General features: G+C 51.4%; 14 protein-coding genes and 1 tRNA gene. 8 read left to right on the forward strand and 7 right to left on the reverse strand.

The window, feature by feature from the left end; translation table 11 throughout:
• Positions 1 to 51: 51 nt before the first annotated feature.
• The 5 genes from QCD60_RS01980 to QCD60_RS02000 all read right to left on the reverse strand — a co-directional run bounded on the left by QCD60_RS01980 (position 52) and on the right by QCD60_RS02000 (position 4092).
• Positions 52 to 1524: a flagellar hook protein FlgE gene (locus QCD60_RS01980; protein WP_279781909.1), complete on the reverse strand. Its 1473-nt coding sequence runs from the start codon at positions 1522 to 1524 to the stop codon at positions 52 to 54.
• A 10-nt stretch (positions 1525 to 1534) separates the two neighbouring features.
• On the reverse strand, positions 1535 to 2197 hold the full coding sequence (locus tag QCD60_RS01985; RefSeq protein WP_279781911.1) for a flagellar hook capping FlgD N-terminal domain-containing protein: 663 nt from the start codon (positions 2195 to 2197) through the stop codon (positions 1535 to 1537).
• Positions 2198 to 2213: 16 nt separating this feature from the next.
• Positions 2214 to 2663 carry a flagellar basal body rod protein FlgC gene (gene flgC / locus QCD60_RS01990; RefSeq protein WP_104152521.1) on the reverse strand — a complete coding sequence of 150 codons (450 nt, stop codon included), beginning with the start codon at positions 2661 to 2663 and terminating at the stop codon, positions 2214 to 2216.
• A 3-nt stretch (positions 2664 to 2666) separates the two neighbouring features.
• The gene (gene flgB / locus QCD60_RS01995; protein ID WP_110186300.1) at positions 2667 to 3071 is read right to left on the reverse strand and encodes a flagellar basal body rod protein FlgB; all 405 of its coding nucleotides are present in this window, start codon (positions 3069 to 3071) and stop codon (positions 2667 to 2669) included.
• Between the two features lie 169 nt (positions 3072 to 3240).
• The gene (locus QCD60_RS02000) at positions 3241 to 4092 is read right to left on the reverse strand and encodes a protein-glutamate O-methyltransferase CheR (RefSeq protein ID WP_279781915.1); all 852 of its coding nucleotides are present in this window, start codon (positions 4090 to 4092) and stop codon (positions 3241 to 3243) included.
• A 101-nt stretch (positions 4093 to 4193) separates the two neighbouring features.
• On the opposite strand from QCD60_RS02000, the gene flgA reads away from it, so the two are divergent.
• From flgA to QCD60_RS02020, 4 genes are all read left to right on the forward strand, one after another.
• Entirely contained in the window at positions 4194 to 4904 is a 711-nt protein-coding gene (gene flgA, locus QCD60_RS02005) for a flagellar basal body P-ring formation chaperone FlgA (protein WP_279781917.1), read from the forward strand.
• A gap of 123 nt (positions 4905 to 5027) precedes the next feature.
• On the forward strand, positions 5028 to 5330 hold the full coding sequence (flgM, locus tag QCD60_RS02010) for a flagellar biosynthesis anti-sigma factor FlgM (protein WP_279781919.1): 303 nt from the start codon (positions 5028 to 5030) through the stop codon (positions 5328 to 5330).
• Positions 5331 to 5344: 14 nt separating this feature from the next.
• Positions 5345 to 5806: a flagellar protein FlgN gene (locus QCD60_RS02015; RefSeq protein WP_279781921.1), complete on the forward strand. Its 462-nt coding sequence runs from the start codon at positions 5345 to 5347 to the stop codon at positions 5804 to 5806.
• A 153-nt stretch (positions 5807 to 5959) separates the two neighbouring features.
• Positions 5960 to 6035, forward strand: a tRNA-Arg gene (locus tag QCD60_RS02020).
• 175 nt (positions 6036 to 6210) lie between these two features.
• On the opposite strand, the gene QCD60_RS02025 is transcribed toward QCD60_RS02020, so the two are convergent.
• Positions 6211 to 8220: a TonB-dependent receptor gene (locus QCD60_RS02025; protein WP_279781923.1), complete on the reverse strand. Its 2010-nt coding sequence runs from the start codon at positions 8218 to 8220 to the stop codon at positions 6211 to 6213.
• Between the two features lie 761 nt (positions 8221 to 8981).
• Between QCD60_RS02025 and QCD60_RS02030 the strand changes: the two genes are divergently transcribed.
• The 4 genes from QCD60_RS02030 (at position 8982) to QCD60_RS02045 (ending at position 13136) form a co-directional block, all read left to right on the forward strand.
• On the forward strand, positions 8982 to 10094 hold the full coding sequence (locus QCD60_RS02030; RefSeq protein WP_104152527.1) for an extracellular solute-binding protein: 1113 nt from the start codon (positions 8982 to 8984) through the stop codon (positions 10092 to 10094).
• A gap of 270 nt (positions 10095 to 10364) precedes the next feature.
• Entirely contained in the window at positions 10365 to 11447 is a 1083-nt protein-coding gene (locus QCD60_RS02035; RefSeq protein ID WP_279781926.1) for an ABC transporter ATP-binding protein, read from the forward strand.
• Positions 11440 to 12327 (forward strand): ABC transporter permease, encoded by an 888-nt coding sequence (locus tag QCD60_RS02040; RefSeq protein WP_279781928.1) that lies wholly within the window; start codon positions 11440 to 11442, stop codon positions 12325 to 12327. The genes QCD60_RS02035 and QCD60_RS02040 overlap by 8 nt, the downstream gene beginning before the upstream one ends.
• A complete protein-coding gene (locus QCD60_RS02045) occupies positions 12324 to 13136 on the forward strand; it encodes an ABC transporter permease (RefSeq protein WP_279781930.1) in 813 nt (270 codons plus the stop codon). The genes QCD60_RS02040 and QCD60_RS02045 overlap by 4 nt, the downstream gene beginning before the upstream one ends.
• Before the next feature lie 82 nt (positions 13137 to 13218).
• On the opposite strand, the gene QCD60_RS02050 is transcribed toward QCD60_RS02045, so the two are convergent.
• The gene (locus tag QCD60_RS02050; RefSeq protein ID WP_279781932.1) at positions 13219 to 14142 is read right to left on the reverse strand and encodes an AlkA N-terminal domain-containing protein; all 924 of its coding nucleotides are present in this window, start codon (positions 14140 to 14142) and stop codon (positions 13219 to 13221) included.
• Between the last annotated feature and the right edge of the window lie 3 nt (positions 14143 to 14145).

Raw genomic sequence — 14145 nt, forward strand, 5'->3', positions numbered from 1 at the left:
AAACCCCGGCAAGCCGGGGTTTCTGTAAGAAAAGATTCAGAATGACTGAACTTAGATATTGAGTATGGTCTGGTTGATGGTGTTCTGCGTTTCCAGTGTTTTGGAGTTCGCCTGATAGTTACGCTGGGCAATAATCAAGCCCACCAACTCCTCTGACAAATCAACGTTGGATGACTCCAAGGAGCCAGAAACCAAGCTACCGTTCAAGCCCACACCCGGTGGGTTACCTACGGCCACGCCAGAATCTGCGGTTGCTACCCACTCAGTATCACCAGCCGCTTTCAGCCCTTGAGGGTTATCAAAGGTGTAAACCTGAATCTGGGCGATCTTTTTCGACTGGCCATTTGAATAGCTGGCTACCAGATCACCATTCTCTTCAAAGCTGACTCCTGTCAGCGAGCCGGAAGCATAACCATTCTGACTGGTCGTTTTTACCAAGGAATCACTGGAGTACTGGGTTGTTCCAGAAGAGTCAAATGAGACCAGATCGTTAACATCAGCCGTTGATGGGAACGTGGTTACTGCCGCAACAGTAGGGTCAACGTTTCCAATATAAACCAGCGGAGAGGTTGAGCTCGTTGCACTCTGTATGCCCTGACCTGTCGCATCAGTGAAGACAGGCGCAGTGCCGGTCGTACCAGCAGTAACAGAGCCAACACCAATTCCTGTCAACGTACCGGAAGAACGATCAAACGCGTAAATCAGGTTGTTAGAAGTTGGATCATAAGTCGTAGCATTGGTGGTCCCACTATCCTGCAGGCCCACAGGCAGCTCCGTGTAGGAACCATCGTCTTCTATGCGCAGTACATGGACCGTGTAATAGGTCGTGTCGTCAGTGGAGCTCGGATCGTTGGGATCAGACACCTCAACAAACTGATAAGCCAGCGTCTGCGTATTACCGAGGCTATCGTAGACCGTCTGGGTAGTGCCGTATGAATACGTTGACGAATCCGTAGGATCGTAAGGAGTGCGCAGATCATCCGGATCAAGGCTGGAGTCGATTTGCACACTCAACGCTACGCTGGACGTAGCTGATGGAGCACTGGTTTTATCAGCAGCAGAGATCGTAATGTCCTGCTCACTTCCCACCAATACGCCATCATCGTTGTACATACGCCCCTGTACAGCAGAACCACTGTTAGAGCGCAGCACACTGTTCACACTTGCGGTGTTGGAGGTTCCTGATTCAGGGACCAGCTCAAAAGCACCGGAGCGGGTATAAGTCACATTACCCGTGCTGTCCTCAAGGCGGAAAAAACCTTCTCCATCAATTGCCAGATCCAGGTTATTGCCTGTTGACTCGATGGTGCCTGAAGCAAAGTTCTGCTGGATATCTTCTACGCGAACACCGTTCCCGGTTACGTTGGTTGAACCACCACCGGCGATATTGGATGCGTAAATATCACCAAATTCAGCGCGGGACGATTTGAAACCAGTAGTGCTGGCGTTTGCAATGTTGTTGCCGCGGACATCCAGGTCTGTTGAGGCGGCCTTAAGACCAGTGATAGCAGTCGAGAAAGACATAGAATTCTCCTTAAGAGATCCGCTTGATATCAGACATGGAGGCGGTATCGCCATTGCCAAGGTTAAGTGTCATGGAACCATCACTGATGCTGACTGAATCAACATTTTGCCCCATGTACGTAGTCAGGCTGGTGCTTGTCGAGCCAACCGTACCCTGAGCTACGAAGTAGTAAGTCCCACCTGCAATACTCGTATCAGGTGACCAGGTAAACGCATTTTCGCCGGAAGACAGGTTGCCAAGGTCAATGGTATCCACCTGCACCCCAGAAGAATTATAGACGCCCACCGAGACATCGGAGGCCGAGCTATCCAAATCCAGCATACCCTGCACCGTACCGCCTGCAGTATCCAGATCAGCAGAGTCGCTCTCCACGTAGGCCGTTCGACCGACCATCGAAGATGCCTGCAGCGCAAGATTAGACTGCAGCGATGTCTGCAGCTCCGATACCGAGTCATTAAGGTTAGTCAGCTGCTCCACCGTAGACAGCGATGCAAGCTGTGACATGTATTCTGACGTATCCGTCGGACTGGTTGGGTCCTGGTTCTTCAGCTGAGCAATCATCAGCTGCATGAACATATCCGAATCAAGCGACGTGTCAGAGCTACTACTAGTGCTGGTGCTTGATGTTGTACTCAAGCTATTGCCAAGGCCGCTAACGCCACTGCTACTCATAATCTATTCCTCGACCTTAGCTCTGACCCAGCGTCAATACGCGTTGCATCATTGTTTTAGCGGTGTTCATTATTTCAACATTGGCCTGAAATGACCGGGAAGCGGACATCATGTTGGCCATTTCCTCCACTACATTGACGTTGGGATAAAAAACATAGCCATCTTCGTTGGCCATAGGACTATTGGGGTTGTAGACCTGACGTAACGGTGCCTCACTTTCGACAATACCCAACACCTTTACACCCTCGCCCGCTTCACTGGCCGGCATGTTGTCATAATCAAATCCCTGATTTTCAAGGGACTGATTCAATGCAACAGCAAACACGGGTTCACGCGCCCGATATGTCTGATCAACACTACTGCTGACGCTGTCAGCATTGGCAATGTTACTTGCAGTTGTATTCAGACGAACCGACTGAGCGCTCATTCCTGAGCCTGCAATCGAGAAAATATTATTCAGCGACATGGATTATTGACCTCCCTTAATGGCATTACTGAGGCCGACAAATTTCTTATTCAGAAACATGAAACTTGCCTGGTAATCCATGGCGTTCTCCATAAAGTTAGATTTTTCCACCTCGGGATCAACCGTATTGCCATCGACTGCAGGCTGCACTGGCACACGATAAAGAAGCTGATCATCCATCATCGATCCTGCCTCACCGGCAAAGTGCATGGCATTGGTTTGCCGCAGTGTGACAGAACTTGCCGCTTCGTTAGCACGATCCAGAAATGCCGAGAAATCCAGATCTCGGGCTTTAAAGTTTGGAGTGTCAGCGTTGGCGAGATTATTGGCCAATACTTCGGCTCGCTTGGCGCGATACAGCAGCGCGTCAGCGTGAATCCCCAGAGCCTGGTCAAAACCGATAGCCATAACCTGCACCTCTCAACAATCATTACTGATTTGAAAACAGCAAACTATGTGCCAAAAGAAGGAAAGTTAAATGTAAAAAAGCAGCCACTGAACTACCAGCGCGCTGCTTTTCTGAAGGAAAGGGAAGACGTATTTCAGGGAATACTCTTCGGATTATTTGAGCAACAGATTACTTAGCTCGATAGATAATCCCCGGATTACACTGCACCATTTCATAAATGTCATTCAGGCCAGTCACAGCCTCAGACGCGCCCACCATGAGATAACCACCTGGCTGTAACGTTTTATGTATACGGCGCAGAATGTCCTGTTTTAGTTCTGGAGAGAAGTAGATCAGTACGTTTCGGCATAACACCAGATCAAAACGACCCAACATCGAATAACTGTCTTTCAGGTTGAGTGTTTTAAAATCAACGCGCTGCTTGATCTCCCGCTTAACTTCCCATGAGCCGTCGGTACACTGGTTGAAGAACCGTTTCAAACGCTCAGGTGACAAACCCCGCCCAAGCGCAAGAGACTCATACTTTCCAGCTTTGGCCTGCTCCAAGACCGCTGTAGAAATATCTGTCGCAGTGATACGAACATCACCGCGCAAGCTACCGAGACGCTTTTGCTTTGTCTCATCAACCAACATGCTCAGAGAATAAGGCTCTTGCCCTGTAGAACAGGCAGCAGACCATATTTTCAACGTCTGTCCTCTGCCTTTCTCATCCAACTCAGGCAGAATTCTTTCCTGAATAATGGTGTAAGGATGAATATCTCTGAACCACAACGTTTCATTGGTGGTCATTGCATTAATGACTTCCTGTCGCAACCCTGAAAATGCACTGCTCTGTAAGCGCTTCAACAACTCACCCAAGCTGGCAAAGCGATGTTCTGCCATCAATTTACTCAAGCGGCTTTTGACCAGGTATTGCTTATTCTCTCCGAGCAGGATCCCACATGCCTTCTCCAGATAGTCTTTGAATGCCGCAAAATCCTGCGACGACATATCTGGTGCTTGATAGGAGTTCTGGTTCATGCCACAACCTCTTGATGGATCTTAGACACAGCACCTAAATTGCTGGCCTGAATACGATCTGCGAGAATTTCAGTAATTATAAACACCTAAGTGGAAGTTACATGCAATTTTCTCAACTACTGGTGCACATTCTGATTTTAGTAGCAATGGTGTTTTCTTCATTAGCCAATGCTGCCGTACGCGCTGACAAGATATCAAACGCCGTCATGATTTTTATTGGTGAGCAGATGACGAGACAAAATACTCTGGTAACGGGGCGTATTGAGGTCTCTGTCGACACGATAGATCCGCGCCTGGCTTTCTCTGACTGCAACAAACCACTGAAAGTGGAATCAAATGCTGATGACTGGATTGGACGGGTCCATGTCAAGGTAAGCTGCCCTGGACCAACTCCCTGGGCCATCTACGTACCAGCCACCATAAAGCTATATCAGGATATCGTTATCCTCAGCCGCAATCTCAGCAGGGGACAGCCAGTCACCAAAGACGATGTACGGCTGGAGGAACGCGATGTTTCCAGCCTAAGAAGACAGTACTATCAAAAAGTTGATGACGTACTCGGCATGGCGGGAAAGCGCCACCTAAGTGCCAATGCGGTATTAAGTCCGGAAATGTTGGTACCTCCTTTGCTAGTAAAGAAAGGGGATATCGTGACCATTCACGCCAAAGCTGGCGCAGCCGAAATCACTACTCAGGGCACAGCATTGAGTGATGGACAAGAAGGGGACAGTATCACCGTCCTCAACAATGCCTCACAGCGTAAAATTCAAGCTAATGTAATTGGCCCCCAAGCCGTCGGCATCGGATACTGACGGGTTACTGCCCTTACGACATCAGGTATACTGATTGGGCAAAAATCGTGAATATTTTTCTAAAGTTCTCTATAGCGTTGTCGATAACAGATTCGTAAATGCTAGTTTTTTAAGGAGATCATCATGTCGATAGACATCAATGGTCTGGGTGTCAACCAAGCTTCTACATCGAGAATCAAGTCTCAGTCTTCTACTCAGCAGAAGTCTGCAGACGTTGATAACGAAGGGAAAAGTAGTAGCGACAAGGTTGAGCTCAGTTCAGAAGCCAAGTCCATGCAGAGCATCGAGGACCAGGTTCGACAGTTACCTGATGTTGATCAGGAGAAAGTGGATCGAATCAAATCTGCAATTGCGGATGGCAGCTATAGTGTTAATTCTCAGAGCATCGCCAACAAGATGCTTGATATTGACGGCATGTTCGGCTGACAGGTTACCTAACCATGCAAATACTTGAATTGATGAAGGAAGCTAACTCGCTCCTCCAACAGATCCTGGAAGCAACGCTGCAGGAAAGATCATATTTGCGTGCCCGTAACCTTGATGCCTTTGCACAATGCGTCGACCACAAAGAGTTGCTTATTCATAGTCTGGAAACAAACCACGACACCAGAAGTAACTGGGTTAAGAGTCGTGGCAACGAATTTTCTCGTAGCGGCTTTCTTTCAGCGATTGCAGATCTCAAAGACAAGGCTGCGATCGAGCAAGAGTTATCTGCAATGGAAAGTCTTTTAGGAGAGTGTAAACGCCAGACGGACATCAACAATACCGTTGTAGGGCGCACTCTTAGCGTGACAGCCAAGTACCTCGACATTCTGAAAGGTCATCAGCAAGACAAACAGGTTTACTCACCCAGCGGCAAGGCTACGCATCATGCAGCGAGTCATGTACTGGGTAAGGCGTGAATCAGACCTACACGCAAAATCAATAACCTATCCCGCTACACCATTTCTGTAATTCATGTCTGAATCGACAAGCTTTGTGCATCCTCACGATATATTTGGCTAATCTATGCTTGAAAGCCATATAAATCATTGATATAAAAGCGCTCGTTCTGACTCCCCATAGTTCAACAGGATAGAACGGCCCCCTCCTAAGGGGCAGATCCAGGTTCGAGTCCTGGTGGGGGGACCATGCCGAAAACTCTCCTTGTTATTTCTCAAGTCGCGTAATCCAGAAGTCATAAGTCCGCTGTTATAACCACCCCAAACACCCTCATCTGATAGCTGCGGCAGATTCTTACCATCTACCTTTTTACGCTGTTTAGTGCGACATACCCTTGTCAAAGAGCATGCCGCCCACGCAAAAATCAGAACACGTATTTCAACCTTGCGGAAATATAGCGAGGATCGCCCGCATACACGGCTGTTTCACTGTCAGCAGAGACGTAGTACTGCTTATCCAGCACATTCTTGACCGATAGAGCCACGCTGGTGCTCTTATCGATCTGGTAGTCAGCGGTCAGATCAAGCCTACTGTAACCCGGCAACACCAACTGGTTATCGGTGCTACCATAGCGGCGCCCCTGTACCAGCCACAGAGCTCCAAGAGTCAAATCACTGCTCGCACGGTACTGTGCCTGCAACACCATTTGCTGGTGAGGTGAGTTGATAAACTCATTCCCCTCTTCCGAGTCACTGGTGTCCTGGTCCCCTTCCAGCACGCGTGTATGCAGTAAGGTATAACTCGCCTGCAGATTCCAGTTCTGGTCAGGCTGCCAGCCCAGACTCAGTTCAGCACCTCTGCTGCGAACCTTACCCAGAGCTGCATCATCACCATCACTGTCGGTCACGATTACATTGCGCTTTTCAATATTGAATAACACCAGATCCGCATTCCAATTGGTAGCAGGCTGCACATGCAAGCCCACTTCATACTGCTTACCAGTCTCCGGTTCAAAGTTATTGCCGTTGACATCCGTCTTATCGACTGCACTTGTTTCATATGACTCAGAATAAGAGGTATGCAACCTGATACTGTCGGTAAGCCGATAACTGGTACCCAGCGTCGGTGTGAAATAGTCTTTGTCAGCCTCAGTGTATGAACCAGCTACATATTTACCCTTGGCATTGGTGTAGGCGAGGCTCTCATACTCTCGGTGCTGCCAGTCATAACGCCCACCGAGCTGCACATCCCAGCGATCTGTCAGCCCAATCACATCCTGTGCATACAGGCTGTAAGTGTCGTAGGTGTAAATCCGATGTGAACCAGCACCACTGCTGAGAGAGCTGGTATCGATATAGCTCTTTGCCGGTTGATAGACATCCAGGCTCAAAGCGCTATCGGCACTGCCCCACGCCAGGCGATTGAAATCATTTTGCGTATAGGCGTATGTGCCGCCCAAGGTCAATCGATGCAACAGCTGGCCCGTTGTTACTTCTCCGGTGAAGTAAGAATCGAGCGAGTGATTCTCCTGCTGGTTATAAAGATGGCGGTAATAACGAGCGACTGTCGGGCTGGCATCATCGCTCACACTGCTGATGTCAAAATTTTCGCGCTCGTCCTTGTGCCAGACACTGCGCCATTTGGTGACACTCTGCCACCCGGCTGCCAGCTCACGCTCATAGCTCAGAGATGCGGCAACGCCCTCGTCAGTAGCGTAGTTCTGTGGCCCCAGATAGTTAGTTGTGATGGCAGCAACACGATGAATATCAGCCCCCGGTGCAACCAGGCCTGACTGATAGTTGTAGTGATATCTGGTGACTTCCACCTGCGCGGTCAGCGACTGCTTGTCATCAATCTGCCAGGTCAGCATTGGCGCGAAGAAATAGCCACTACGTTTTTCGTCGTCACGAAAACCCTGACTATCGACATACTCCCCCACCACCCGGTAAAGCAATGAAGGGTGGTTACTGATCATCCCGGTCGAGTCGAACGAGACTTTTTTGTCTCCCCATCCCTTGCCTGTCGAAGAGGAGGCCCAGCCACCGCCTTCAACATTGATTTCGTGGTAACTTTCCGCCTGCGGCTTCTTAGTAATAATGTTGACGACGCCGCCTGGCTCCTGACTGCCGTAGTACATTGAGCCGACGCCTTTGAGGACCTCCACACGATCCACAAGAATCAGCGGTATCTGCTGATCCTTGAGCACCCAGGCATTCATACCGTCCATCTTCATATTGTCACGTGTCAGGGCAAAACCACGTGATACGTAATCAGAGTTGTTCGTCCCCGCTTTTTGAATGCCCGGCAGGGTATCAATGGCATCAGACAAACTACGAGGCTGTACGGCTTCGATCTTGTTCTGATCAACGGCATTCACTGTCAGCGCCTGACTGTCGTCACCAGCAGCACTTTTCACTGTGGAACTGGATTCCACATCGGCCTGCACAGAGAGTGTATCCAGTTGCAAAGTATCGGCATGAACAGGAGTGTGAGCAGCAAGCACAGCTAGTGCAACCAAGGAAGGTCTGGGGAACAGCGTCATGGGGATTCGTATCTCGCCTGAAACAAAGTTAACGAGAACGATTATCTTTTTTATAAATATTTTTATCAATGATTTGAAAAGCCGGGCCTGACTAGCCAAAGATAGGCGCAAACTGGCCTTACTTTAACGATTTACAGTGATCGCTATGTCACACTTCGGCACTTCTGACCTTAAAAACTTCTCTGTCCTCTTTGTATTTACCCCATGCGGCTCCTAACCAATGCCACTTTCCAACAGAAGCTAAACACGTAACCGATCCTCTGACTACATTGCGTCTGAGCTGCACTTGGTTAGCACTCGAGCCCTGTCATTTATCCAGGACACAGGTTAGGGAACGCCTCCATCTTTTTTGCTACCCGGCAGCCCCAAAAAAGGCCGGTAAAATCTGCATTAAAACACTCGTATGAAACTTAAAAACCTTGTTTTAATTTTCATACGAAATAAACATGGTTTTTAAGTCGAAGAAAATATTTTCAAAAGCGACTCCTATCTATTTATTTGCGCCAAACAGCGCGCGAACGCATCACTTTTATGGGTAATTTCTCAGGACTGTCATACATTCTTCATGGTATTGCTTTGGAATCAGAATCCGTATGGCCCACTTGTCAGTGGTTGTAGACCGATAAAACTAATCTTCTCTACAGGAGTATGGTATGAGCATTTCCCGTCGTCGCTTCGTGCAGGGCGCCCTGGCAGCCGGTGCAGTCGCCTCTGCACCCTTCTATATCAACAAATCCTATGCCGCCGCCAAAGAGCTGCGCATCTATGCCTGGGCTGGCTATATCACTGATGAGATGCTGGCTGACTTCAAAGCCAAAACCGGCATCAACGCTACTTTCACTCCCTACGGTACCAACGATGAGCTGATGAACAGCCTGCGCGCTACCGATGGCAGTGGCTTTGACATCATCATGCCAACCGTTGACCGTGTTCCTGGCTATGTTGATTTTGGTCTGGTCCAGCCACTGGACACCAAACGCATCAAATGGGAAGGCTGCCTGGACAGCGCCATCAGCGGCTCTGAAGTGGGTGGCGTCGTCAAAGGCGAGCGTTACTTCGCTCCGTCTGACTGGGGTACCGAAGCCATCACCTACAACACCGAGAAAACCAAGCTGGATCGCAACAACATCAGCTACGGTGATCTGTGGAATCCCGAGATTGGCCAAGGCGTTACCGTCCGCGGTCACTCCGCGCTGGTAGGTATCGGCCTGTGGCTGGAAAAGGCTGGCAAACTGCCCTTCCCGCTGCTGGACTCCTACAAGAATGAAAAAGCCATGCGTGCCAACTTTGATGTGATCCTCAAAGTCGCCACCGAGCACAAAGGCATGATTGCGCAGTTCTGGTCCACCGAAAACGAAGCGCAAGGTGCCTTCCGCACCAACGGCGCCATTATCGGTCAGACGTGGGACAGCACGGCCTTCAAGCTGCAGTCTGAAGGTGAACCCATTGCCTATGCAGCTCCCAAAGAAGGTGCACTGGCGTGGATGGAAGGCTTCGTCATTCCTAAAAATGCCAACAACGTCGATAGCGTGTACGAGTTCATCAACTGGTATTACACCCCCGATGCTGGCGCCATGTTCGTCAAGTCCACTGGCTACAACTCCACCTCCAAAGGTGCCGCAGACCTGTTGCCAGAAGCCACCAAGAAATTCTTCACAGACTCCTACAGCGATGCAGATCTGAAGAACCTGTGGTGGTGGCCCATCCAGGATCCATGGTACGTCGCTCTGCGCAACGAGTATCAGGACCGTTACCTGGCAGCCTGATCTGCCTGACCCGGTATCAGCCGTTGCGTAAGCTGATACCACATCCTGCTCCTCTGCTCACCGAGCGGAGGAGTACTTCGCAGTACCTGTAATCATTTTGCCCATAACAAGATAACCATCGGCGAAATAGTTCACATCGCCGCATTGCCAACATGACAGCCGGTTTCGCCGCAGCAGGCGACAGGATGATCTCGATATCGGGTCAGGCAGCGTTCCCACCTGCCACACGCGACCCTGGCAACAACCTTGGTGAGAGTAGAGAACGGAAATATGGATAGTAGTGTTCATCTGGATCAGATAGTGATGCGTTTTGGCGACTTCACTGCTGTATCCCGCACTGATCTGAAAATTGAATCAGGTGAATTTTTTAGCTTTCTAGGCCCCTCAGGATGTGGCAAAACCACCATCCTCAATATGGTCAGCGGCTTCCTCTCTCCCACAGAAGGTGCCATTCGTATTGGTGGCGAGGATATGCGCAACGTACCCGCCAACAAGCGCCCTACCTCCATGATTTTCCAGAATCTGGCGCTGTTCCCGTTGATGACTGTTGCGGAAAACATCGAGTTTGGTCTTGAAGTTCGAGGCGTTGCCAGAAGTGAACGCAAAAAGGTATCAGACCGTCTGCTTAATCTGGTAGCCCTTCCCGACAGCGGTAAAAAGAAAGTTGCCGAACTGTCCGGTGGCCAGAAGCAGCGTATCGCCATTGCCCGCGCACTGGCAGTAGAACCGCGGGTACTGCTGCTGGATGAGCCCCTGTCAGCACTCGACCTCAAACTGCGCCAGCACATGCGCACCGAGCTGAAAGAGATCCAGCGCAAAACCGGCATCACCTTTATCTACATCACCCATGATCAGGGTGAAGCCCTGACCATGTCAGATCGTGTTGCCGTCATGTCGGCGGGCAAGCTGCAGCAGGTTGCCGATCCGATGACGCTGTATCGTTATCCGCAGACCGTGTTTGCCGCGTCGTTCGTAGGCGAAAACAACAAGCTGACCGGCAAGGTCAGCAGCGTCGAAGGTGATCGCGTATCACTGGATTGCGGCCCGCTTGGCCAGCTGACAGGCACCACTCGCCAGTCGCTGAAGGTCGGCGAAGAAGCCTGCCTGTTTGTGCGCCCGGAATATCTGCGCCGTTGCGAACCAGATACCCCGCAGAGCCTGCGGATGACTATCAATGAGCTGAACTTTGAAGGCTCGTTCGTGATGATGGATGCCAGACTGCACGCCAACCAGCAAGGCGTACGGGTGCAGCTGAACACCGATGCTTATATGGCCGACCTGACGCCGGGTGCCGAGGTCAGTTTTAACTATCAGCCCAGCGAGGCCATCGTTGTCGGAGGCGCTCATGTTTAAGCAACTCTGCAATCGCTTCGGTACACCGATCAGCGTGGGCATTGCCGCCCTGCTGCTGGTGTGGCTGATAGCACTGGTGATCCTGCCGCAGCTGCTGATGGTGGACTACTCATTCCGCCCCAACCTGCTGCCCAGTGAAATCGGCGGTCCTAAAGACGGCTATTCGCTGGTCAACTACGTCACCCTGTTCAACAACAAGATCCATCTCGGCATCTTCTTCAAAACCATCTGGTCCAGTGTCATGGTCACCGCACTGACGCTGGTCGTCAGTTACCCACTGGCGTTCTATCTGGCCAAGGTGGCGACCCCCAAACAAGCGGCACTGTGTCTGTTGCTGCTGATCATTCCCTTCTGGATCAATGAAATCCTGCGTACCTTCTCCTGGTACATCATTCTTGCCTACAACGGACCGCTCAACGCCATATTGCAGGCACTGGGGCTGATCGACCGGCCATTGCGCTTTCTGTCCGGAGATGGCGGCGTCATGGTGGGGATGGTCTATGCCTATATTCTGTTCATGATCTTCCCGCTGTATAACGCGCTGGAAAGCCTTGATGCCAACCAGATTCGTGCTGCCCGCAATCTCGGCGCCAGCTGGGCCAAAACCCATCTGCGCATCATCATCCCGCATGCCAAACCCGGCATCGCCACGGGCTGCATCATGACCTTCATGCTGGCTGCAGGCAGCTACGCCGTCCCTGCACTGCTGGGCTCACCGGGCAGCCGCTGGTTCACCCAGATCATCTACAACTGGTTCTTTGAAGGGGGTAACTGGAACCAGGGTGCAGCCTACGCATTCCTGCTGCTGATTCTCTGCATCGGCTTTATCGGACTGGTGATGAAAGTGTTCAAGGTCGGTTTGGGGGACATCGCCAAATGAGTTCACAAAGCCTGCTCAAATGGGGTATCCGTGCCTATCTGACCCTGTTTTTCATCTATCTATTTATTCCGCTGATCATCATGTCAACGGCCACCTTCAACGACAGCCGCTTCCCCACCATCATGCCGTGGAAGGGTTTTACCCTTAAATGGTTCGATGCCCTGTGGCAGGACGAAGGTATGTGGCAGGCGCTAGGCAACAGCGTCTGGGTTGCCGCTGGCGTAATGATCGTGGCACTACCGATCGGCGTCGCCTGCGCCTTGTTTCTGTCAACGGTGGAAGGCAAAGGCAAAACCTTTGTGTACTCCCTGATGATGTCCCCTCTCCTGACACCTGGAGTCATCATCGGTATCTCAACGCTGATTTTCTGGAAAGGTCTGGATGTCACCGGCGGTATCTTTCTGACGGTCATCGCCCAGACGACCTTTATCGCCGCTTACATCATGCTGATGGTACTGGCCCGCCTGCAGCGTTTTGATCGTACGCTGGAACAGGCGGCCCTGAGTCTGGGAGCCAGTCACTGGCAGATTTTCCGCCGTATCATGCTGCCCTATCTCAAGCCCGCGATCATTTCGGCAGCGGTCATCGCCTTTCTGCAGTCCTTTGAGAACTACAACACCACCCTGTTCGTCAAAGGCTACGACACCACCCTGACCGTCTATATCGCGTCCAAGGTCAGAACAGGGCTCACTCCTGCGGTGAACGCACTGGGTCTGGTCATGATCAGTATTACCGTACTGCTGGCCATCGCCTATGAAGTCAAACGGCGACGTGAGGAGGCGGCTAACGGCGTCAACCACGACGCCTGAGCCATATCAGGAAGCCCAAAGCAGTGGCCAATCGGTCACTGCTTTTTGTTTGGGTTACTGCTTTTGCGTGCAGGGGTTCAGTTCAATATCCGGCACTGGACTGCTGTGCCCACAGATGGGCAGCCATCAGGGCGCGCCACGGTGAGAATGCCTGCAGCCACTCTGCCGTTTCCTTGTCGGATATTTTTTCCGGACGCTGCAGCAACTGCTGCAGATTGCGCCGTACCGCCACATCGCCGTGCAGCGAACCATCCAGCCAGCCAAAGCCGCGCAACAGCGCATAGCTGACAGTCCAGGGGCCAATGCCTTTCACGGCCAGCAGTCGGCAGCTTACCGCTTCAGCCTGCGCCGCCGTCACCACAGGCTGCGCAAGCAGCGCTACCAGCTCCGCATCTCTGGCCACTCCCAGTAAGGCGATTGCCTTGCTGCGGGAGAATCCCAACGACCTTAGCTGTTCTTCATCCATACGAGCTACTGCCAGTGCATCAGGATGGCAAAACAGTCCTGAGGTATGCCGCAGATCAGCGTGCTGGATCAGTTTACGTCGCACCGCAATCGCCACACTGACACTGATCTGCTGGCCAATAATGGCCCAGGCTACCGCCTCAAATGCGCTGGCGGATTGCGGTACGCGCAGCCCAGCCTGACGCTGCAGCAATGGCCCCACGACAGGATCAGCGGCAAAATGCTGCTCGAAATGCGCCACCGGCTGATTGAGCCCCAGCATATGCCTGACCCAGGCCTCAAGGGTACGCTGCCCATCGGCAGAGCATGCTGTGTCGGAATCCAGTGTGACTGAGATATTCCGCTCAGTGAAAAACAGGCTCAGGCAGGCAGGTTGCCCCTGCCAGACCACACCTTTCAGCAAGCTGTCTTCAGTGACATGCTCAGACAACTGATCAGCATCACGACGATGAAAGGCCAGAAAGTCCTGCCGACGAAAGTTCTCCGGCAACGCTATGCTTAGCTGCATCGCAGCACCCTGTTTGTTCGATATTACCGCCATAGG

Source organism: Pokkaliibacter sp. MBI-7, from assembly GCF_029846635.1.
Lineage (GTDB): Bacteria > Pseudomonadota > Gammaproteobacteria > Pseudomonadales > Balneatricaceae > Pokkaliibacter.

Coding starts and splice junctions, on each gene's coding strand:
- QCD60_RS02045 (WP_279781930.1), top strand. CDS start 12,324: ATGAGTTCACAAAGCCTGCTCAAATGGGGTATCCGTGCCTATCTGACC.
- flgC (WP_104152521.1), bottom strand. CDS start 2,663: ATGTCGCTGAATAATATTTTCTCGATTGCAGGCTCAGGAATGAGCGCT.
- QCD60_RS02030 (WP_104152527.1), top strand. CDS start 8,982: ATGAGCATTTCCCGTCGTCGCTTCGTGCAGGGCGCCCTGGCAGCCGGT.
- flgA (WP_279781917.1), top strand. CDS start 4,194: ATGCAATTTTCTCAACTACTGGTGCACATTCTGATTTTAGTAGCAATG.
- QCD60_RS02015 (WP_279781921.1), top strand. CDS start 5,345: ATGCAAATACTTGAATTGATGAAGGAAGCTAACTCGCTCCTCCAACAG.
- flgB (WP_110186300.1), bottom strand. CDS start 3,071: ATGGCTATCGGTTTTGACCAGGCTCTGGGGATTCACGCTGACGCGCTG.
- QCD60_RS02035 (WP_279781926.1), top strand. CDS start 10,365: ATGGATAGTAGTGTTCATCTGGATCAGATAGTGATGCGTTTTGGCGAC.
- QCD60_RS02050 (WP_279781932.1), bottom strand. CDS start 14,142: ATGGCGGTAATATCGAACAAACAGGGTGCTGCGATGCAGCTAAGCATA.
- QCD60_RS02040 (WP_279781928.1), top strand. CDS start 11,440: ATGTTTAAGCAACTCTGCAATCGCTTCGGTACACCGATCAGCGTGGGC.
- QCD60_RS02000 (WP_279781915.1), bottom strand. CDS start 4,092: ATGAACCAGAACTCCTATCAAGCACCAGATATGTCGTCGCAGGATTTT.
- QCD60_RS01985 (WP_279781911.1), bottom strand. CDS start 2,197: ATGAGTAGCAGTGGCGTTAGCGGCCTTGGCAATAGCTTGAGTACAACA.
- QCD60_RS01980 (WP_279781909.1), bottom strand. CDS start 1,524: ATGTCTTTCTCGACTGCTATCACTGGTCTTAAGGCCGCCTCAACAGAC.
- flgM (WP_279781919.1), top strand. CDS start 5,028: ATGTCGATAGACATCAATGGTCTGGGTGTCAACCAAGCTTCTACATCG.